Genomic DNA, 20154 nt, shown 5'->3' on the forward strand with positions numbered 1-20154 from the left:
GCGTGCCGGGAGGGTCGGTTCGCGTCGGCTACCATGTTCTGATGGATTTCGGGACCATCGCCGATCGTTATAAGCTCTCGCGGCGCCTCGGTGGCGGCGGGATGGGTGATGTCTGGCTTGCGGATGACAGCGTTCTTGGCAGACAGGTTGCGTTGAAATTTGTCAACGAGCGCGAACTGATGGAAAATCCTGGCGCCCACGATATATTGCGTGATGAAGCAAAAACTGGGGGGAGCCTGATCGGCTTTTCGCAGATTGTCAGCGTACTGGATCTGTTTGATGCGGATAGCCCCCTTCATAGTGGACCAGTATTGGTTATGGAGTATGTCGACGGCTGCAATCTTGCGGAGTGGATGGCTCGCTTTAGGCCGAGTCTGCCGAACGATGAGACTCGATTGTTTCTCGATCTTTATATTGCTGCCGAAATAGTCGAGGCAATAGATATTGCTCACGGGCGAGGAATCCAGCATCGAGATATCAAGCCTCAGAATGTACTCTGCTCGAAGGTTGGGCAGGTAAAGGTTGCCGACTTTGGTTTGGCGCGATTAGTGGAGGCCATGACTCGGACGCATACGGTTTGGGGTCGAAATACCCCACTCTATGCAGCACCTGAGCAGTGGCGAGACGAGAAGCCAACAAAAGAGAGCGATGTTTATCAGGCTTCCGCAACTCTTTACCATCTTTTTTTGTGGAAAGCCTGCGAATCCTGCCTCCAGTCTGCTTGGACTGCTTGAGTGGCATAGATCGGGCGAGCCTAAGAATATTGCCGAACTGGCCCCTCGGCTTAATGCTGAGATAGCTGAATCCATCATGAAAGGACTGTCCAAGTCTCCTTCGGCTCGACCTGGACTTTGGCAATTATTTGACTCGATATCAAGCTCGCTCAGGGTGCAGATAGAAATGAAGGTAGATGCGCATGAATGCGACGATGATATAATTAAGCAGGTTGCAAAATTGACGGAGTTCGACCTGGCTTCCCTAAAGAAAGGGGTTGTAGATTTCAAGTTTCCACACGCTATTGAGCCGATAAAGGAGGCTATGGCGTGCACTCTTCTCGGTGCTAAATGTGATCTCAAATTGGTCGAATAGATTTGGGTGCGTCCGCTGCTGATCTGCGGGGGCGTCGACGTTTGAAGAGGAACCCATTCCTTTGCGCGAACGCGATTTCGGGGCGAGTAGGAAGTCGGCGCAAGCCGTGGTGGCCAGGGCGGGAAACGCACTGATACAGCCTCGCCGATGCGCAGATGTAGTTCCGGTGCTCCAGTTGCTCGAGACGGCGGACAATTCGGAGGGCCGCAGGCGTCTACGAGCAGGTGGCGGCGCCGCGTCGACGAGATTCTGCCCCCGCCACCTGTCAACAAACTTCAGACGCGACGTCAGGCGGGTTGCCAGAGCTCGATGCGGTTGCCTTCCGGGTCGGTGACCCAGCCGAAGCGGCCGACGCCGTCCATCTCCTGGGTCTCCTCGGCGACGTCGGCGTTCGCGGCGCGTAGCTGGGTGAGCATCGCGTCCAGGTCGCGGACCCGGAAGTTGAGCATGGTCCGCTGGGACGGCGAACCGAAGTAGTCCGTCCCCGACTCGAACGGCGCGAAGACGGTCGGGCCCGCCTCCGGGTGCCACAAGCCGTGTTCGTCGGTGTCGAGGCCGAGGCAGTCGCGGTACCAGGCACCCAGGGCCGCCGGGTCCTGCGCGCGGATGAAGTACCCGCCGATTCCAAGCACACGTTCCATGCGGTGAGCTTGCCAGGTCAGCCGGTGAACTGGTACGCGCCCGCGTCGATCCGGGTGCCGACCGGGTTGCCGTCGACGTCGATGTCCGCGTACTTCTTCGTGCCGAGGCCGATCGCCGGGCTGCCGGCGGTGAGGACGAGGTTGGTGGCCGAGGTGAACTTCGGGTCCGCGACCTTGTCCGTGGCGCCCGGGGTGAACTGCCGCTGACCGCCGTAGAAGACGTTGTGGTCGGTCGCGGTCCAGCCCGTGTCGGCGTACCCGACCTTCATGGCGGCCTGGATGACGTTCTGGGTGAGCTTCAGCGTCTGGTTCGTGCAGCCGCCGTAGCAGACGAAGCCCTCGGACTCGGCGTTGCTCAGCCGGATGGAGTTGTTGCGGAAGATCGTGCCGGTCACCGGGCCGTTCTGGTCGCCGGCGTCGCGGGTCACGATGCCGCCGCGGGTCTTGGCGCCGAAGACGGCGTTGTACTCGTAGACGTTGTTGCGGGACACGCCGTCCGGGTCGTCGCGGTAGGTGCCCAGCTCGGTGAAGGACTCGTTGTCCTCGGAAATGTTGTGGTGGATGATGTTGTCCGAGCCGTAGAAGAGCTCGACGGCCGCGCCGTCCAGGCCGCCGAAGTCGTCGCTCACCGCGATGGACCCGCTGATCCGGTTCCAGCCGATGTCGGACCCGTTGCCCTGCACCAGGATGCCGAACGCGCCCGAGTCGTCGCTGCCGCCCGGGGTCACCCTGGTCATGTGGTTGTTGTCGACCAGGTCGTTCTGCGTGACCTCGGTGCCGTCGGCCGTCGGCGCGATGTAGACGCCCGCGCCGGCGCCGGTGATGTAGTTCGAGAGGACCTTGTCGTGGTCGCCGCCGACCTCGACACCGGCCCAGGAGCAGCGCCCGGCGTCGGCCGCGACGCCGACCTGCAGGTCCTGCACCCAGAGGTGGTCGCCGGGCAGGTTGACGCAGGCTTCCTCGTTGCCCTGGACGATCGGGCGGGCGCCGTCACCGTACGCACCGATCTTCACCGGCGCGGACGCGCTGCCCGATCCCTTCACCGACAGCCCGCCGGTCCACGTCCGGCCACGGCGCAGCAGCACGGTATCCCCGGGCTTCAGCTCCGTGGCGGCGACCTTGGCGAGGGACTTCCAGGGCGCGGCCTGGGTCCCGGCCGCGTTGTCGTTGCCGAGGGCCTGGTCGACGTAGTAGGTGTTCGGCAGGGCGGCGGCCTCGGTGGCGGTGACCGTGGTGGCCGCGAGAGCGGCGAACACGCCGAGCGAGAGCAGTTTCCACTGGTTCGACATGGCCCGCGACGCTAACCCGGGCCCGTACACGGGCCGTACAAGTCAGCCGAGCCGGTTCATGATCGCTTCCGCTTCGGCCGGGCTGAGCGCGAGTTCGTCGTCGTAGCTGTGGCCGCGGCTGATGTCGTCCAGCCGGCGCGTGGGTTCCCACCGGCCCCGCCCGGTGTAGCGCTCTCCTCCCCAGATGCTGTCCCGCGAAGTCCGGACGAGGACGCGCGTGGCACCGATGTCGAATGCTTCTTCGAGGTTCTGGTAGATCCCGAAGTACCAGACTCCGCCGTCCCATTCGTGGCGCTGCCGGAATTCGCGCACTCGCCGGGCGAGCTGGTAAGCCTCCATGACTTCCTGTCCCGGGGTGACCTCTTCGACCACCCAGTGCTCGTGCGCGGCGACCTCCGCGAGCAAGCCGGCGGTCGTCCATTCGAGGTCGTGCCCGAAGACCCGCTCGGTTTCGCCGTCGAGGTGGACCACCGCGCGCGGGAGATGCCGTCCGTCGTGGACGAGGAAGCAGCGCGACCGCGGGAGCCCGGCGGTGATCCGGCGGACCTCCTCGGCGCCGAGCGGCAGGCGCCGGTACCACGAGTCGTGGAGCCGGTTCGACCGGACCCACAACCCGTCGCGTACGTACACCTCTTCGATGCCGTTCTCGCGGCGGACCACCGAACAGATGTCGTCGAGGTACACCTGAGGAAGCGGTCTGGGCAGGAACCCGAAGTACTCGGGCCCGCTCGTCCGGCGGGCCAGCCGGACGCCCGTCTCGAGGTCGAACCGGAGGTCCTCCGCGGTCGACTCGGAGGGGAGCTCTTCGAGTTCGAGCCCCGGCGGGACGGGCTCCCACCGGAGGTTCCGCGTGTAGGCCTCGGCCACCGCCGGGATGCGCCGGACCACGGCGACGGGATGGGGCAGCTCGTCCCGGGCCACGAACCACCGCGGCCGCGCGACCTCCCAGCGGAGCCGGTCGTGCTCCGCCTCGCTGATCGGGACGGCCACGGTCCCTTCGGGATCCTCGTCCGCCGGCCGCCAGGTCCCGTCGGGTCCGAGCAGCTCACGGACACCGTCACGACGGCGCACGAGGGCTTCAGGGCGCTTCAGCGTATCGGCGAAGACGGCGGCTTCGAGGTGCACGAAGTACTCGTACTCGCCCTGCCACTGAGTGCGCTGACGCTCCTCCCGGACGTGCCGGGCGATCGCGTACACGTACTGCTTGAAGTCTTCGAAGCCGCATTCTTCGGCGGTCCCGGCCGAAAGGTCGAACGGCACCCATGCCAAGTCGTGGGTGAACGCTTTCGCCGACTTCCGGTATCGCTCGATCACCGCGGCCGGGACGGCCGAGCCGTCGCGGATGACGTAGTAGCTCATGTCCATCCCCCTCGGCCCAGGTTAGCCGATCAAGCGTTCGCCCGGCGCAGTCGTTCGGCCGCCTGGTCGCGGACGGCGTCGCCGCACACCGGGCGGTCGCCGTGGAGGGCCTCCCAGCGGGCGTTGTGCGCCGCCGGCCAGAGGCTGGCCGCCCACGCGATCTCGCGTTCCTCCGCGGTGAACCGGCGTCCGCGCAGGTCTTCGTACGCCGTCAGGAACGCGGCCGAACTCTCGATCGGTGCCGGCGTCGGCGGCGAAACGCCGGCGAACGCCCCGCAGGCCGCTCCCGCCAGCGTCGCCTCCGGCTGCCACGCCAGGCTGTCCCAGTCGTCCACCGACCGGATCTCCCCGTCTCGCCAGCGGAGGTTCTGGGCTTCGAAATCCGCGTGGCCCAGCACGCACGGCAGCTCGGCCGCCAGCAGCCGCTTCCGTGCCCGCGTCGCCGTCTCGACGACGTACGCGGGCACGACGCTCTGGTCCCGTCCGTCGAGAAAGCCGATCGACGGCCACAGTCCCGGATCCGCGTGGTCCCAACGGGCCCAGCGCGGGTTCGGCAGCGGCGGCGGGACGGTCACGCCGGTCAGTTCGGTCATCAGCCGGGCGAAGACCTCCGCGCAGCGCACGGCGACGTCCGGGGTGTCGCCCGCCAGCGGGGCCCCGCCGGGGCGGAACTCCTCGGCGTGCACGGCCACCCCGTCCGCGGCGATGACGGGGGTGAGCGGTCGCGGGCATGGGAACCCCTGCTCCGCCAGCCGGGCTTGGGTGGTGACGCACGCGGAGGCCCGGCCCTCGTCCTCGCGCGCCTTCACCACGACCTCCCGCCCGTCGGCCAGCCGCAGCCCGGTCACCGCCGACAGCGACCGTCGTTCGAACAGCACGGCCGCGGGTTCGGCGCCCAGGTGCTCCGCGCACCACGGCGCGAGCCAGTCCACTCAGCGGTCCCTGGCCACGAGCGCCGCCTGGGTGCGGCTCGTGACGCCGAGCTTGGCCAGCACGTTGCCGACGTGCACCTTCACCGTCCGCTCGGCCAGCCGGAGCCGGGCCGCGATGTCCTTGTTGGACAGTCCTTCGCCGAGCAGCTCCAGCACGTCCCGCTCGCGCGGCGTGAGCGCACCGCCCGCGCTCAGCGCCGATGCCGCCGCGGGGCTCAGCGCGGTGACGCCCTGGTGCGCGGCCCGGACGGCGGCCGCCAGCTCGTCACCGGACGAGTCCTTCAGCACGAACCCGGCCGCGCCCGCGTTGAGGGCTTCGCGGATCTCCCGCGGACGGCCGACCGTGGTCAACATCAGCACCCGCGGCGCCGCAGGCCCGAGCCGGCGCAGGACTTCCAGGCCGTCCATCCCGGGCAGGTAGAGGTCGAGCAGCACGACGTCGGCCTCGACGGACGAGCCGAGCAGCTCCGGCCCGCTCGCGTACTGCGCGACGACGTCGAGGTCCGGCTGCGCGCCCAGGATCAGCGCGATCCCCTCGCGCACCAGCGCGTGGTCGTCGACGACCTGAACCCGGATCATGCCCGGCACTCTACTGTCGGCGCATGCGTCAGTCTCTCGTCACGACGGCGGCGGTGGCCGCGGTGTTCTTCGCCAGCGGGGCGTGGACACCGCACCAGGGCTGGTTCGCGGCCGGGCTCAGCGCGGCGCAGCTCGTCCCGCTGCTGTGGTCGAGGCGCGCCCCGGCCGTCGTGCTCGTCGTGGTCACCCTCGCGACCGCCGGGCACCTGCTGCTCGACCATCCGCGCAACGCGATGTACGTGCCGGTCCTGATCGCCCTCTACAGCACGCCGCAGCGGTGGCTGGCGGCCGCGGCGACCCTCACCGTCGGCGCCGCCGTGTTCCCGGCGAAGGGCCCGCTCGACGGCACGGTTCTCGCGGTGACGATCTGCGCGGTCGCCTGGCTGCTCGGCGCCGAACGCCGTCGCGCGCTCGCCGACCGGGCCGAGCGGGCGGCCCGCCGGCTGCACGACACCCTCGCCCAGACCACCGCCGTGATGCTGGTGCAGGCCGAAACCCTGCGCGCGGTCGGCGACCTGACCGACGCCGACCGCGCGCGGCTCGACACGCTCCTGGCCGCCGGCCGCGGCGCGCTGACGCTGGTCCGCCGCACCCTCGACGACCTGCGGGACGACGCCGACCGAGCGCCGGACCTCACCGAGGTGCTGGCCCGGCTGCGCACCGCGGGCCTGGTCCTCGACCGCGACCCGGTGCTGCCCGCCCTGCCGCGTCCGGTCCGGGAGCTGGCCGAGCGGTTCGTCGCCGAGACCGCCGTGAACGCGTTGCGGCACAACGGTCCCGGCGTCCGGCTGCGCCTGGAGGTGGCGGCCGGCGACCGCGTGACCATCACCGCGCGCAACGCGCTCAAGGGAACTCCGCGCATGCACACCGGCTACGGGCTGGCCGGGCTCGCGGAGCAGGCCGCGGCGGCCGGGGGTGCGCTGACCCACGGCCCGCGGGACGGCGAGTGGGTCGTCAGTGTCGAGCTGCCAGCAGCTGCGACACGGTCACGAACCGGTAGCCGCGCTGCTTGAGCCGGTCGAGGATCGGCCCGAGCGCCTGCCGCGTCGGTTCGCGGGAGGCGTACATGGCGTGCAGCAGGATGATCGAGCCCGGCCGGACCTCGTCGACGGTGGTCCGCTCGACGGTCGCCGCGTCGGGAGTGCCTTCGGAGTCCGGCTCGACGTCCCAGGTGATCGTCGTCCGGTCATGAGAGGCGAGGTAGTGCGGCAGGGCGAAGAGCTTCTTGCCGTTCGGCGGCCGGAAGAGGATCTCGCCGGTGTAGCCGGTGGTCCGGATGAGCGCGTCGGTGGCCTCGACCTCGTCGGCGACCCACGCGGGCGTCACGCCGATCATGCGTTCGTGCGAAAAGCTGTGGTTGCCGATCTCGTGCCCCGCGGCGGCGATGTCGCGGGCGAGGTCCGGGTGGGCGGCGATGTCCCGGCCGATGAGGAAGAAGGTGGCCGGCACCTCACGGCTGCGAAGCGTGTCGAGAATCGCGTGGGTGCCCGCGGGGTCGGGCCCGTCGTCCAGGGTGAGGGCGACGATCTTCTCGCTGGTCTCGACGCGGTTCACGAGGGTGCCGAAGAACTGGAAGGTCCGCGACTTCGACACCTCGAACAGCGTGAACGCGCCGGCGAGGGCGACGACCAGCACGCTCGCCACGACGATGGCCCACTTCCGGGCCCGGCGGGATTTCAAGATCATGACGCCACCCTGGCGGTGGGGGAGGCCCGCGGGAAGCCGCGAAGGTACTAGTACCTTCGCGGCGGCCGCGGCTCAGAGCGGGTTGAAGACGCCCAGGGGAGCGGTGCAGAAGGGGCCGCCGACGTACTCGGCCGCCGCCCCCGTCGGGGCGGGCTTCGAAGCCAGCTGGTCGGCGTACACCTCGGCGTCGTCCAGGGACTTGTAGCCCAGCGCTTCGGCTTCCGCGAGGGAGTAGATCCGCCGGGTGTTGTCGGAGACGCCCCAGATCAGCCGGTACCCCGGGGAAGGCGCGCTGAGACAGGCCTCGAACAGCCGCGCCGCGTCGTCGGGGGAGAGCCATGTCGTCAGGCCGCGCGGGCCCAGCGGCAACGGCGTCTCGAAGCACGAGCCGATCCGGATCACGATGACGTCCATGCCGAAGCGGGAGTGGTACAGGCTGCCCAGCGCCTCGATCGCCGCCTTGCTGACGCCGTAGTAGGTGTCCGGCCGCGGTGACGAATCGGCGGGCAGGTCGGAGTCGATCCGGCGGAAGCCGACCGCGTGGTTGCTCGACGCCAGGATCACCCGCTGGATCCCCGCGGCCCGCGCCGCCTCCAGGACGACCTGCGTCCCGTTGATGTTGACGTCCAGGGTCGCTTCCCACGTGTTCTCGCGGCTGTGCCCGCCCAGGTGGATCAGCGCGTCGACGCCTTCGCACGCCGAGGCCATCGCCGCCGGGTCGGTCACCGACGCCGTCACGATCTCCTCGCTGTCGGAAGACGCCTCCTGCGGGGCCAGGTCGAGCAGGCGCAGCACCCGGCCGTCGCGCTTCAAGCGGGGGCGCATCAGGGTGCCGACGACACCCGCCGACCCGGTGATGAGCACGCGCTGGTCCGTCATGGGATTCCTCTCCGTAAGGGCGGCGGTCAGCGGATTCCGGCCCGGCGCAGCTGCTGCCCGAGCTCGGCGGTGGTCTCGGCGAGCAGCTCGCCGACGCGGCGGGCGTCGTCGTCAGTGACCTGGCCGACCGGCATCGAGCAGCTGATCGCGTCGGTGCCGGGGATGCGGTAGGGGATCACCGCGGCCACGCACCGGACGCCGAGCGTGCCCTCCTCGACCTCGGCGGCGTACCCGCGTTCGCGGGTCGCGGCGAACTCGGCGTGCAGGCCTTCGAGCGTGGTGATGGTGTTCGGGGTCAGCGCGGGCAGCGTCGCCGGCATCAGCGCCTCGATCTCGTCGTGCGTCAGCTCGGCGAGCAGGGCCTTGCCCAGCGCGGTCGCGTGCGCGGGCAGCGTGCGCCCGACGCGGGAGACGAGGTGCGTGGAGCGCTGCGACTCGCGCGTCTCCAAGTAGACGACCTCGGTGCCGTTGCGGCGGGCGAAGTGCGCCGTGAAGCCGGTCTTCTCGCGGATGCGCTCCAGCGCTTCGGTGGCGAACGGGACGACGGCATCACGGTCCAGGTACGCCGTGCCGCAGATCAGCGCGCGGACGCCGAGGCGGTAGCGGGCGGTGTTGGCGTCCGCCTCCAGCCAGCCGGCTTCCAGCAGCGTCCGCAGCAGTCCGTGCAGCGACGAGCGCGGGAACCCGGTGCGGGCGTGCAGGTCCGACAGCGACAGCCAGACGTCGTTCGCCGCGAAGGTCTCGATGAGGTCGACGGCCCGGCGCGCGGACTTCACCCCCGAGGACTCGGCCGGGGCAGTGCCGTCGGCGGCCGCCGCGTTGTCCACCTTTTGCGGCATTTGTGCCCTCCGTCCGGCCATTGACTTGTGACTCCGGCCATATTAGCGTCCCGAACAACGTTCTTATAGATGAACATAATCACTATAACAGACTCCGTTCATGGATGTGAACACAACCGCATCGCCGTGGACGCGGAAGGGAGCCTGCGGTGCACGCACTCGACTGGACGATGATCTGCGCGTACTTCGCGCTGATGATCGTGATCGGCTGGTGGTCGCACAAGAGGGTCAGCGACGTGAAGGACTTCTTCACCGCCGGCGGCCGGATGCCGTGGTGGCTGGCCGGCATCTCGCACCACATGTCCGGCTACAGCGCCGTGCTCTTCGTCGCGTACGCGGGGGTCGCGTACACCAGCGGCGTCACCGTGTACTTCTGGGGTTTCGCCAGCATCGGCATCGGCGTGGGGATCGGCAGCTGGCTGTTCGCCGCCCGCTGGAACCGGTTGCGCTCGAAGCTCGGCGTCGCGTCGCCGCTCGAATACCTGGCCAAGCGGTACAACGTGCCGACGCAGCAGGCGCTCGCCTGGAGCGGCAGCCTGCTGAAGATCTTCGACATCGCGGCCAAGTGGTTCGCCGTCGCGACCCTGCTGCACGTCTTCGCCGGCCTCGACTACAACCTCGGCATCCTCATCACCGGCGCGGTCACCCTGGTTTACTGCACCATCGGCGGCCTGTGGGCCGACGCGCTCACCGACTTCGGCCAGTTCGTCATCCAGGCCATCGCCGCGATCGTGATGATCGTCGTCGTCCTCGGCAAGCTGGGCGGGATCTCGGCGCTCTGGACGATGTGGGACAAGCTGCCCGAAGGGCACGTCAACCCGGTGACGTCCAAGTACACCACCATCTTCCTGCTGGTCTACGTGCTCGTGAAGACGCTGGAGTACAACGGAGGCATGTGGAACCTGGCGCAGCGGTACATGGCCGCGCCGAACACCCACGAGGCCAAGCGCGGCGCCCGGCTGTCCTCGGCGCTGTACCTGTTGTGGCCACTGGTGCTGATGTTCCCGATGTTCGCGGCGCCGCTGCTCATCCCCGGCGTCAAGGACCCGACGCAGTCGTACGCGATCATGACGACGACGTTCCTGCCGCCGGGCCTGATCGGCCTGGTGCTGGCCGGCATCTTCTCGCACACCATGGCGATGGTCTCCTCCGACGCCAACGCGATCTCGGCGGTGATCACCCGGGACATGATCCCGGCGATGTTCCGCCGCGCCCGGCGGTGGACCGACGTCCAGGGCCTCAAGGCGGCGCGGGTCACCACGGTGATCTTCGTCGCGCTGACCATGCTCGTGGCCACCCAGGCGCAGAACCTCGGCGGCGTGCTGCAGATCGTCGTCAACTGGGTCGCCGCGCTGATGGGCCCGATCTCGATCCCGCTGCTGCTGGGCATGCTGCCGTGGTTCCGCAAGTGCGGCCCGCGGGCGGCGCTGATCTCCTGGGCGGGCGGCCTGATCGACTACGCGCTGGTGTACTACGTCTTCAAGGCGAACCAGACGGTGCTGGTCGCGACGCCGATCCTGGTCTCCCTCGCCTTGTACGTCGGTCTCGGCCTGCTCGCCCCCGAGCGCAGCGCGGCCGCCGATGAGATCGTCGACACCGTGAACACCGCCGACGACGACGTCGACCGCAAGCGGGAGGGCACGACCGTGCCCGCCTGAGGCAGGCCACACCCGGCCGAAACCGAAAAAGGACAGAGAGCGGAAACTGATGGCACAGAACGAGATCGAGCTGGACGGCCTGCTGGCGTTCCCCCTCACCCCGTTCACCGAAGACCTCGAGGTCAACCTCGACGCGCTCGCGGAGAACGTGGAGAGCCACATCGCGGCGGGCGCCGGTGCGCTGTTCGTCGCGTGCGGCACCGGCGAGTTCAGCTCGCTCTCGCCCGCCGAGGTCGCCTCGGTGCTCACCCGGTCCCGGGAGGTAGCCGCCGGCCGCGTCCCGGTCTGGGTGGGCGCCGGGGGCGGCGCGGCGTCGGCGCGGGCCGGCATCGCGGCGGCCCAGGCGGCCGGCGCGGACGGGGTCCTGCTGCTGCCGCCGTACCTCGTCACCGGCCCGTCGTCGGGCTTGGTCGACTTCGTGCGGTACGCCGTCGCCGACTCGTCCGTGCCGGTCATCGTCTACCACCGCGGCACCGGTGTGTTCACCCCGCCGGCGGCGGCTTCGCTGCTGGACATCCCGTCGGTCGTCGGGCTCAAGGACGGCTACGGCGACGTCGAGTGCATGACCCGGATCGTCACCACGATCCGGTCGCTGGACACCGAACGGGCCCGGAAGTTCCTGTTCTTCAACGGGTTGCCGACCGCGGAGGTCTCCGCCAGGGCGTACGCCGCGATCAGTGTCGCCCGCTACTCCTCGGCGGTGCACTGCTTCGCGCCGGAGATCGCGCACCGCTTCCACCGCGCGCTCGGCGAGGGCGACACGCGCGTGATGGACGCCCTGCTGACCGGGTTCTACCTGCCGCTGGTGGCACTGCGGGACGAGACGCCCGGGTTCGCCGTGTCGCTCGTCAAGGCCGCCGCCCGGCTGCGCGGCGACAAGGTCGGCCCGGTCCGGCCGCCGCTTGTCGAGCCGACGCCGGAGCAGGTCCGCCGGCTCGAGAAGGTCGTGGAGGACGGTTTCGTGACGCTGAAGGGGCTCGGCTGATGCGGATCCTCGACGTGGTGCTGACCCCGGTCGCGTTCGCCGACCCGCCGCTGCTCAACGTCATGGGCGTGCACGAGCCGTTCGCGCTGCGCAGCGTCGTCCAGGTCAAGTGCGAAGACGGTGTGGTCGGGCTCGGTGAGTCCTATGGGGACGAAGCGTTCCTCGGCGAGGTGCGCAAGGTGCTGCCGCGGCTGCGCGGGCACGACGTGTTCGACCTGCCCGGCCTGCAGCGGCTGATCGCCGAAGCGCTGTCGGACACGGTGCTGACCGACGCGCACGGCCTGATCGGCGGCTTCTCCATCCGCAAGACCATCGCGAGCGTGTACTCGCTGTTCGAGGTCGCCTGCCTGGACGCGCAGGGTCACTTCCTGGGCCGTCCGGTGACCGACCTGCTCGGCGGCAAGGCCCGGGACGCCGTCGAGTTCTCGGCGTATCTCTTTTACAAGTACGGCAAGCACGTCGACGGCCGCGAGGACTCCTGGGGCGAGATCACCACGCCCGAGACCCTGGTCGGGTCGGCGAAGCGGATGTTCGACGAGTACGGCTTCCGCTCGATCAAGCTCAAGGGCGGGGTCTTCGAGCCCGCACAGGAGATCGAAGGGGTCCGCGCGCTGGCCGAAGCGTTCCCCGGGAGCCCGCTGCGGATCGACCCGAACGGCGCTTGGACGGTCGAGACGAGCATCCGCGTAGCTGGTGAGCTCGACGGTGTCCTGGAGTACCTCGAAGACCCGACGCCGGGCATCGAGGGCATGGCGCAGGTCGCCGCCGAGGCGTCGATGCCCCTGGCCACCAACATGTGCGTGGTCAACTTCGGGGACGTCGAGCCGGGCTTCCGCGCGCGGGCGATCGGCGTCCTGCTGTCGGACCACCACTTCTGGGGCGGGCTGCGGGCCACGCAGGCGTTGTCGGTGACGTGCGAGAGCTTCGGCGTCGGCCTGTCGATGCACTCCAACAGCCACCTCGGGATCAGCCTGGCCGCGATGGTGCAGGTCGCCGCGGCGACGCCGCACCTGACCTACGCCTGCGACACGCACTGGCCGTGGAAGGTCGAGGACGTCATCGAGCCGGGCGTGCTGGAGTTCACCGAGGGTGCCGTCACGGTGCCCACGACCCCGGGTCTCGGGATCACCCTCGACGAGGACGCGCTGGCCCGCCTGCACGAGAACTATGTCCGATGTGGGCTGAAGAAGCGGGACGACGTGACGTACATGCGGAACTTCGTCGCCGGGTTCGAGCCGAACACGGCGAGGTGGTGAGCCGGTGAAGGTGACGGGATACGCCTATCCCTGGGACGTCCTGGAACCCGGGTTCGTTTCGCGGGTTCAGGCTCTCGGCGTCGACGAAGTGGCTGTGGCGCTGTCGTACCACAGCGCCCGCGCGGCGACGCCGTGGTCGGCGTCCACCACGGCCGTGGTCGCGCGGCACGCGGCGTTCTACCGGCCGGTGTCCGAGGGGTGGGGGAGGCTGCGTCCGTCCACTCCGGACTGGGTGCCGTCCGCGGATTCCGGGGGCGATGCCGTCCGGCTGCTCACCGAGGCCGGGATCCCGGCCGCCGCCTGGATCGTCCTGACCCACAACTCCCAGCTCGGCTACGAGCACCCGGACGTCGTGGTGCGGAACTGCTTCGGCGAGAGCTACCCGTGGGCGTTGTGTCCTTCGCAGCCCGCCGTGCGCGAGTACGCAGTGAAGGTGACCGCGGAGGCCGTCGCCGGGCTGGAGCTGTCTTCGGTGATCCTGGAAGCCTGCGGTCCGCTCGGCGCGGTGCACCAGCACCAGCACGAGAAGACCGACGGCGTGTGGGCGCCCGCGGTGGCCCGGCTGCTGTCGATCTGCTGCTGCGACGCCTGCGCGTCTTCCTGGGACACCGACGCCGACGCCGTGCGGGCGCAGCTCGTCGAGGAGGTCCGGCGGCTGATGGCCACCGGTGATCTGGGGATCACCGGCGACCGGTTGCCGCCATCGTTGACCCAGACGCTGCTGCGGGGCCGGCAGAAGGCCACCGACGAGCTGCGGGCCGCCGTTTTGGCCACGCTGCCGCCGGGCACCCGGATCGTGCTGCACGGCGCGCTCGACCCGTGGGTCACCGGCGCGCTGCCCGGGCTGACGCCGTCGGCGCCCGACGACGTCGACACGGTCGTCTTGTTCGGATGGGCCCCCGCCACGGGTGCCGAGGCCGTCGCGGCGGCCCGGGAGGCCCTGCCCGAACGCGTGGCGATCGCGAGCTACATCACGGCGGTCGCCGCCGCGCCGGTGCCGGACATCGCCGCGTACGTCGGCGAGCTGGCCAAGGCGGGTGCCGCCGAACTGCACCTGTACCACCTCGGCTTGGCCGGACCGGGTCGCTGGCCCGACCTGGAAACCGCCACCGCCGCCGCCCATGAGAACTGAGGAGCTGCTGCACCCATGAGCCAGGCCACCGACGCCGCCACGCTCGAGAAGATCCTGGCGGGAGCCGCCGAAGCCGCCCGCCCCGCCGCCGAGGCCACCCCGGCCGAACGCGGCCGCTGGCTGACCGCCGTCGCCGACGCCCTCGACGCCGCCGCGGGCGAGCTGGTCCCGCTGGCGCACGCCGAGACGCACCTGCCCGAGTCGCCGCGGCTGCAGGGCGAGCTGAAGCGCACGACGTTCCAGCTGCGCCTGTTCGCCGAGGTCCTCGCGGACGGCGAGTACCTCGGCGCCACTGTCGACCACGCCGACCCGGAGTGGCCGATGGGTCCCCGCCCGGACATCCGCCGCGTCAAGACCGCGCTCGGCCCGGTGCTGGTGTTCGCGGCCAGCAACTTCCCGTTCGCGTTCAGCGTCGCCGGGGGTGACACGGCGTCCGCGCTGGCCGCGGGCTGCCCGGTGGTCCTCAAGGCCCACTCCGGGCACCCGGAGCTGTCCGCGCGGACCGGCTCGATCGTGCGGGAGGCGCTGATCAAGGCCGGTGCGCCCGCCGCCCTGTTCAACGTGATCTTCGGCCAGGAGCAGGGCGCCACCGCGCTGAAGGACCCGCGGATCGCCGCGGGGTCGTTCACCGGTTCGATCCCGGGCGGGCGCGCCCTGTTCGACATCGCGAACGCGCGGCCGCGGCCGATCCCGTTCTACGGCGAGCTCGGCAGCGTCAACCCGGTCGTCGTCACCCAGGCCGCGATCGCCGCGCGCGGGGAAGCCGTCGCGAAGGGCTACGCCGGGTCGTTCACCCTCGGCGCCGGCCAGTTCTGCACCAAGCCGGGCCTGCTGTTCCTGCCGGACGACCACGGGCTGACCGACGCGCTGCGGGCGGCGCTTTCCGGGGCGGCCGCCCAGCCGATGCTGAACGACCGGATCGCTTCCGGGTTCTCCGCGCAGCTTTCGAAGCTGCGGGAGGTTCCGGGCGTCGAGGTCGTGTCTTCGTCGGAATCCACGTCACCGTCGTTCACCCCGACGCTGCTGGCGACGACCGGCAAGCAGTTCCTCGAGGGCGGCGCCACCGTGCACGAGGAGTGCTTCGGCCCGGCGTCGCTGATCGTCACCTACGCCGACCAGGCGGAGCTGCTGCGCCTGCTCGACGTCATCGAACCGGGGCTCACCGCCACGATCCACGGCGAGGAGTCCGATGTGGACTGGGTCCGGCCGGTGCTGCCGGCCCTGGCCCGCATCGCCGGCCGGCTGCTGTGGAACGACTGGCCCACCGGGGTGACGGTGAGCTGGGCCCAGCAGCACGGCGGCCCGTACCCGGCCACGACCGCCCCGACCACGACGTCCGTGGGCACCGCCGCGATCGAGCGTTTCCTGCGCCCGGTCGCGTGGCAGGGCTTCCCGGACGCCCTGCTGCCCGAACCCCTGCAGGAGGCCAACCCCTGGCAGCTGCCCCGCCGCACCGACGGCTCCCGCTGACGCCGCGTAGGTGAACCCGCGGGGGCGCCCCCCGTTTTCCACGCTACCGCCTGACACCGACAGTTTCCGGCGCCACCGACCCGGCGCCATCGAACAGGCGCCACCGACCCGGCGTCACCGGACAAGCGCCACTGACCCGGCGTCACCAACCCGGCCCCACCGAGCCCGCGGGGGCGCCCCCCGTTTTCCACTCTATCGCTCGGCACCGACAGTTTCCGGCGCCGAGTCCGCCGAGAACCGGCGCTCCCGAGCGCCGGCCCGGCGCCTTCGGTGCGAAAGCGCCGGGAGCGCCACCGACCCGCTGAAAGCGGTGCTCCCCGGGGAGCACCGACCCGGCCCCGGCGCCTTTCCCGCAAGGCGCCGGGGCCGGGACCCCTCCGCCGCCGCACAACTGAATCCCCGTTCCCCGTAAGCCAAGGATGTCTTCCTGGGAGGCATTGTCATGCCCGTGAACCGGAGAAATGCCCTGCGCGGCGGTGCCCTGGCGGCCGCTTCCACCGTGCTCCTGACCCGCCCGGCCTCCGCCGCGCCCGCGGCGACTCCCGTGAAAGCCGCCAGTCCCGTGCCCGCCGCGACCGCGCCGATCGTCGCCGCCTACCGGCAGCTGCAGACCGGTATCAACCGGCCGTCGCCGGAACGCGCCGAGGCGCTGGCCAACCTCGGCCGCGTCGCCAAGGCCTACAACGCGAGCATGTCCGTCGCCGGGGGCGGCGCTCCACTGTGGACAGACTTGCCGCTCGGTCCGGGCAGCGACTACACGACGTCGATGTACGCCCGGCTGCGCGCGATCGCCGTCGACTGGGGCACGCCCGGCGGCTCGCTGTCCGGCGACCCGGTGGTGCTCGACCGCATCAAGTCGGCGCTGGAGCTGATCTACGCGAGCCAGTACCACGAAAACGTCGGCGAGATCGGCAACTGGTACACCTACGAGATCGGCATCCCCTACTACCTACTGCACACGCTGTCGGTGGTCGTCGACCAGCTGACCGCGGACCAGCTCGCGCGCTACCTGCGGCCGGTCAAACGGTTCGTCGGAGACCCGAACCGGCGCGCGAACAACGCGTCGATCGTCGAAACCGGCGCCAACCGCGCGGACAAGGCGCTCATCTCGATCGTGTCCGGCGCGCTGCTCGGCGACACCGCGTGGATCAGGACCGGCATCGACGCGCTCACCGACGTCGCGGGCGGCGGCGCCGCGAGCGTCGTCGCGAAGCTGGATCGTGCCGCGGGCGACGGCTTCCACGTCGACGGCTCGTTCATCCAGCACGACACCATCCCGTACCCCGGGCACTACGGCATCGTGCTGCTGACCGCGCTCGCCGGGGCCATCCACGTCACCCAGGGCACCGAGTACGCGCTCCCGCAGGCGCTGAAGGACAAGATCTACGCCCTGGTCGCCGACAGCTACGCGCCGTTCGTCTACGCGGGCGCGCTGATGGAACCGGTGCGCGGGCGGATGCTCTCGCGGCAGGGCGAGACCGGCCACGACATCGGCCACCAGCTCACCGTCGCGACGCTCGTGCTGGCCCGGACGGCGTCCGGCAAGACGAAGACCGACCTGAACTCCCTGGCCGCGAAGTGGATCAAGGAAGGCACGTACGCGCCGCTGGTGAAGATCCCGGACCCCGAGCGGTTCGCGCCCGGCCCGGACCTGGTGGCCACCCCGGGCATCGAGTTCGCGCAGGAGATGCTGGCGTCGGGGGCGCGCCCGGCGCGGGCCGAGGCCACGCACCGGGTCTTCGGCCAGCAGGACCGGATGGTCCACGTCACCGACGACTGGTCGGCGTCCCTGGGCGTCAGCTCGACGCGGATTTCGCGCTACGAAGCCATCAACGGCCAGAACATGAAGGGCTACTACGTCGGGGACGGCGTGCTCTACACGTTCCTGCCGAACGCCAAGGGCCACTACACCGACGCCTACTGGCCGACGGTCGACCCGCTGCTGCTGCCGGGCACGACCGAGAACGACGGACCGACCGACCCGAAGTTCGGCGGGGTGCCGGTCGCGCCGAACGCGCATACCGGCGGCGTCCGCTGGGACGCGCGGCACGGCGCGTACGCGTTCGACTTCAAGTCCTGGGACGGGTCCCTGGCCGCGAAGAAGTCGTGGTTCTTCACACCGTCGGGGATCGTGTGCCTCGGCGCCGGGATCACCAGCACGTCCGGGTACGCCGTGCGCACGACGATCGAAAACCGCAACCTCGGCGAAGGCGGCCGCGGCGCGCTGCTCGCGGACGGCCGGCGGGTGGCCACCGACCTCGGCAAGGCGACGGCGCTGCGTCGTTCGCGCTGGCTGCACCTGGAGAACGTCGGCGGTTACGTGGTCCTGGACGGCGACGCGGTGACCGCGCTGCGCGAGGACCGGACGGGCGCGTGGCGCGACATCGACACCGGCGCCAACACCAAGGGCACCACGACGCCGAACACACGCCGGTACCAGAAGCTGATCCTGGAACACGGTGTCAAGCCGACCGGCGCGACGTACGCCTACGCGGTGCTGCCGGGCGCTTCGGTGATCGACACGCTCACGGCGTCGTGGACCTGGCGGGTGCTGGCGAACACCCCGGTGGTGCAGGCGCTGCGGGTGGCCGACGGCACGGTCCTGGCGAACTTCTTCGCGGCGGGCTCGGTCGGCGACGTCGCGGTGTCCGGGCCGGCGTCGGTGGCGATCGGGCGGTGCGGCAGCCGGCGCCAGCTGGCGGTTTCGGACCCGACCCAGCTGCAGGACAGCGTGACGGTGACGGTCCGCGGCAAGTCCGTGGAGGTGCCGCTGAAGGGCACGTTCGGCGCGACGAAGGTCGTCCCGCTGTAGCAAGGCTCCCCGCCGGGCCGGTGCCCCGACCCGGTCCGGCGGGGTCCCCACCTCGGTTAGGCTCCGGGGCATGACCGTTGCCGAGCACGTGGACGTCCTCATCGTGGGCGCCGGGCTGTCCGGCGTCGGCGCGGCCTGCCGGCTGCGGGAACGCCTGCCGGGCAAGAGCTTCGCCGTACTGGAGGCGCGTGACACGATCGGCGGAACGTGGGACCTCTTCCGCTATCCGGGCATCCGGTCCGACTCGGACATGTTCACCCTCGGTTACCCGTTCCGGCCGTGGAAGGACCCGAAGGCGATCGCCGACGGGCCGTCGATCCTGGCCTACATCCGCTCGACGGCCGAGGCGTTCGGGGTGACCGGCCACATCCGCTTCGGCCACCGCGTCACTCAGGCGTCCTGGTCGTCGCCGGACGCGCGGTGGACGGTCTCGACGGCGCACGGCGCTACGTTCACCTGCCGGTTCCTGTACCTGTGCAGTGGCTACTACTCCTACGAGTCCGGGCACGTCGTCGACTTCCCGGGGCGGCCGGAGTTCCGGGGCGAGGTCGTGCACCCGCAGCACTGGCCCGCTTCGCTGGACTACTCGGGCCGCCGGGTGGTCGTGATCGGCAGCGGCGCGACGGCGGTGACGCTGGTCCCGGCGCTCGCTTCGCGTGCTTCGCACGTGACGATGCTGCAGCGGTCGCCGTCGTACATCGTGGCGCGGCCCGGACATGACGCGCTGGCCGACCGGATCCGCGCGCTGCTGCCGGAGAAGCTCGCCCACCGGCTGGTCCGCGGCAAGAACGTCGTCATGGGGCAGTTCTACTTCCAGCTGATGCGCCGGCTGCCGGGCCGGGCGGCGCAGGCGCTGCGCAAGCGCGTCGCGGCCCAGCTGCCGGCGTCGATCCCGGTGGACCCGCACTTCGTGCCGTCGTACGACCCGTGGGACCAGCGGCTGTGCCTGGTCCCGGACGCGGATCTGTTCCGGGCGCTGCGGTCGGGCAAGGCGGACGTCGTGACGGACCGGATCTCGCGGTTCACCGAGTCCGGCGTGGCGTTGGAATCGGGACGCGCGCTGGAAGCGGACATCATCGTGACGGCGACCGGGCTGCAGCTGGTGGCGTTCGGCGGGATCGCGCTGAGCGTGGACGGGCGGGAAGTTTCGCCGGGCGAGCTGCGGGCGTACAAGGGCATGATGTTCGGCGGCGTGCCGAACCTCGCCTGGTGCGTCGGCTACACGAACAGCTCGTGGACGCTGCGCGCGGACCTGACGTCCCAGTACGTGTGCCGCCTGGTGGAGTACCTGGACCGCCGCGGCTTCGCGTCGTGCACGCCGGACGTCGCTGCGGCTTCGACGGCGGGCACGCCGCGTCCGATCGTGGACCTGGCGTCCGGGTACATCAAGCGGGCCGCCGCGGGCCTGCCGAAGCAGGGCGGGCGGCGGCCCTGGATGATGCGCCAGAACTACCTGCTGGACCTGGCGGACATGCGCTTCAACCGCCTCGACGACGGCGTGATGCGTTTCGGCCACGCGCGGGACCGGGCACCCGCGGCACCCTGAGA

General features: G+C 70.3%; 17 protein-coding genes. 9 read left to right on the plus strand and 8 right to left on the minus strand.

From position 1 onward, the window contains the following. Positions 1–41: 41 nt before the first annotated feature. Entirely contained in the window at positions 42–734 is a 693-nt protein-coding gene (locus tag AB0G28_RS36925) for a serine/threonine-protein kinase (protein WP_361100347.1), read from the plus strand. Positions 735–1376: 642 nt separating this feature from the next. On the opposite strand, the gene AB0G28_RS36930 is transcribed toward AB0G28_RS36925, so the two are convergent. From AB0G28_RS36930 to AB0G28_RS36950, 5 genes are read right to left on the minus strand one after another with little or no spacing between them, the layout of a single operon-like run. Then, the gene (locus tag AB0G28_RS36930) at positions 1377–1730 is read right to left on the minus strand and encodes a VOC family protein (RefSeq protein WP_361100350.1); all 354 of its coding nucleotides are present in this window, start codon (positions 1728–1730) and stop codon (positions 1377–1379) included. Positions 1731–1747: 17 nt separating this feature from the next. Further along, positions 1748–3019, minus strand: a complete 1272-nt coding sequence (locus AB0G28_RS36935; RefSeq protein ID WP_361100353.1) for a right-handed parallel beta-helix repeat-containing protein — start codon at positions 3017–3019, stop codon at positions 1748–1750. 42 nt (positions 3020–3061) lie between these two features. After that, positions 3062–4378, minus strand: a complete 1317-nt coding sequence (locus tag AB0G28_RS36940) for a hypothetical protein (RefSeq protein ID WP_361100356.1) — start codon at positions 4376–4378, stop codon at positions 3062–3064. A gap of 29 nt (positions 4379–4407) precedes the next feature. Next, positions 4408–5310 (minus strand): phosphotransferase, encoded by a 903-nt coding sequence (locus tag AB0G28_RS36945; RefSeq protein ID WP_361100359.1) that lies wholly within the window; start codon positions 5308–5310, stop codon positions 4408–4410. After that, on the minus strand, positions 5311–5889 hold the full coding sequence (locus tag AB0G28_RS36950) for a response regulator transcription factor (RefSeq protein WP_361100362.1): 579 nt from the start codon (positions 5887–5889) through the stop codon (positions 5311–5313). 23 nt (positions 5890–5912) lie between these two features. Here AB0G28_RS36950 and AB0G28_RS36955 point away from each other — a divergent pair, with 23 nt between their 5' ends. Further along, the gene (locus AB0G28_RS36955) at positions 5913–6902 is read left to right on the plus strand and encodes a histidine kinase (RefSeq protein WP_361100365.1); all 990 of its coding nucleotides are present in this window, start codon (positions 5913–5915) and stop codon (positions 6900–6902) included. On the opposite strand, the gene AB0G28_RS36960 is transcribed toward AB0G28_RS36955, so the two are convergent. The 3 genes from AB0G28_RS36960 to AB0G28_RS36970 form a co-directional block, all read right to left on the minus strand. After that, on the minus strand, positions 6844–7575 hold the full coding sequence (locus AB0G28_RS36960) for a polysaccharide deacetylase family protein (protein WP_361100368.1): 732 nt from the start codon (positions 7573–7575) through the stop codon (positions 6844–6846). The genes AB0G28_RS36955 and AB0G28_RS36960 overlap by 59 nt on opposite strands. Positions 7576–7647: 72 nt before the next feature. Next, entirely contained in the window at positions 7648–8454 is an 807-nt protein-coding gene (locus AB0G28_RS36965) for an NAD(P)-dependent oxidoreductase (protein WP_361100371.1), read from the minus strand. A gap of 26 nt (positions 8455–8480) precedes the next feature. Beyond that, positions 8481–9293: an IclR family transcriptional regulator gene (locus tag AB0G28_RS36970; protein ID WP_361100374.1), complete on the minus strand. Its 813-nt coding sequence runs from the start codon at positions 9291–9293 to the stop codon at positions 8481–8483. Positions 9294–9442: 149 nt separating this feature from the next. Between AB0G28_RS36970 and AB0G28_RS36975 the strand changes: the two genes are divergently transcribed. The 7 genes from AB0G28_RS36975 (at position 9443) to AB0G28_RS37005 (ending at position 20152) form a co-directional block, all read left to right on the plus strand. Then, positions 9443–10951: a sodium:solute symporter family protein gene (locus tag AB0G28_RS36975; protein ID WP_361100377.1), complete on the plus strand. Its 1509-nt coding sequence runs from the start codon at positions 9443–9445 to the stop codon at positions 10949–10951. A gap of 49 nt (positions 10952–11000) precedes the next feature. Further along, positions 11001–11936: a 5-dehydro-4-deoxyglucarate dehydratase gene (locus AB0G28_RS36980; protein WP_361100380.1), complete on the plus strand. Its 936-nt coding sequence runs from the start codon at positions 11001–11003 to the stop codon at positions 11934–11936. Beyond that, positions 11936–13192 carry a glucarate dehydratase family protein gene (locus AB0G28_RS36985; RefSeq protein ID WP_361100383.1) on the plus strand — a complete coding sequence of 419 codons (1257 nt, stop codon included), beginning with the start codon at positions 11936–11938 and terminating at the stop codon, positions 13190–13192. The genes AB0G28_RS36980 and AB0G28_RS36985 overlap by 1 nt, the downstream gene beginning before the upstream one ends. A gap of 4 nt (positions 13193–13196) precedes the next feature. After that, positions 13197–14324, plus strand: coding sequence for a hypothetical protein (locus AB0G28_RS36990; protein WP_361100386.1), 1128 nt, complete (start codon positions 13197–13199; stop codon positions 14322–14324). A gap of 15 nt (positions 14325–14339) precedes the next feature. Further along, positions 14340–15794 (plus strand): aldehyde dehydrogenase (NADP(+)), encoded by a 1455-nt coding sequence (locus tag AB0G28_RS36995; protein WP_361100389.1) that lies wholly within the window; start codon positions 14340–14342, stop codon positions 15792–15794. A gap of 442 nt (positions 15795–16236) precedes the next feature. Next, on the plus strand, positions 16237–18606 hold the full coding sequence (locus AB0G28_RS37000) for a polysaccharide lyase 8 family protein (protein ID WP_361100392.1): 2370 nt from the start codon (positions 16237–16239) through the stop codon (positions 18604–18606). Positions 18607–18676: 70 nt separating this feature from the next. Then, positions 18677–20152: an NAD(P)/FAD-dependent oxidoreductase gene (locus AB0G28_RS37005; protein ID WP_361100395.1), complete on the plus strand. Its 1476-nt coding sequence runs from the start codon at positions 18677–18679 to the stop codon at positions 20150–20152. The last annotated feature ends 2 nt before the right edge of the window (positions 20153–20154 follow it).

The organism is Amycolatopsis sp. NPDC021455, assembly GCF_040640995.1.
Lineage (GTDB): Bacteria > Actinomycetota > Actinomycetes > Mycobacteriales > Pseudonocardiaceae > Amycolatopsis.

Bases quoted from the DNA above. Each gene is read 5' to 3' on its own strand.
- AB0G28_RS37005 (WP_361100395.1), top strand. From the start codon at position 18,677: ATGACCGTTGCCGAGCACGTGGACGTCCTCATCGTGGGCGCCGGGCTG.
- AB0G28_RS36960 (WP_361100368.1), bottom strand. From the start codon at position 7,575: ATGATCTTGAAATCCCGCCGGGCCCGGAAGTGGGCCATCGTCGTGGCG.
- AB0G28_RS36930 (WP_361100350.1), bottom strand. From the start codon at position 1,730: ATGGAACGTGTGCTTGGAATCGGCGGGTACTTCATCCGCGCGCAGGAC.
- AB0G28_RS36965 (WP_361100371.1), bottom strand. From the start codon at position 8,454: ATGACGGACCAGCGCGTGCTCATCACCGGGTCGGCGGGTGTCGTCGGC.
- AB0G28_RS36995 (WP_361100389.1), top strand. From the start codon at position 14,340: ATGAGCCAGGCCACCGACGCCGCCACGCTCGAGAAGATCCTGGCGGGA.
- AB0G28_RS36925 (WP_361100347.1), top strand. From the start codon at position 42: ATGGATTTCGGGACCATCGCCGATCGTTATAAGCTCTCGCGGCGCCTC.
- AB0G28_RS36940 (WP_361100356.1), bottom strand. From the start codon at position 4,378: ATGAGCTACTACGTCATCCGCGACGGCTCGGCCGTCCCGGCCGCGGTG.
- AB0G28_RS36985 (WP_361100383.1), top strand. From the start codon at position 11,936: ATGCGGATCCTCGACGTGGTGCTGACCCCGGTCGCGTTCGCCGACCCG.
- AB0G28_RS36935 (WP_361100353.1), bottom strand. From the start codon at position 3,019: ATGTCGAACCAGTGGAAACTGCTCTCGCTCGGCGTGTTCGCCGCTCTC.
- AB0G28_RS36980 (WP_361100380.1), top strand. From the start codon at position 11,001: ATGGCACAGAACGAGATCGAGCTGGACGGCCTGCTGGCGTTCCCCCTC.
- AB0G28_RS36970 (WP_361100374.1), bottom strand. From the start codon at position 9,293: ATGCCGCAAAAGGTGGACAACGCGGCGGCCGCCGACGGCACTGCCCCG.
- AB0G28_RS37000 (WP_361100392.1), top strand. From the start codon at position 16,237: ATGCCCGTGAACCGGAGAAATGCCCTGCGCGGCGGTGCCCTGGCGGCC.
- AB0G28_RS36950 (WP_361100362.1), bottom strand. From the start codon at position 5,889: ATGATCCGGGTTCAGGTCGTCGACGACCACGCGCTGGTGCGCGAGGGG.
- AB0G28_RS36955 (WP_361100365.1), top strand. From the start codon at position 5,913: ATGCGTCAGTCTCTCGTCACGACGGCGGCGGTGGCCGCGGTGTTCTTC.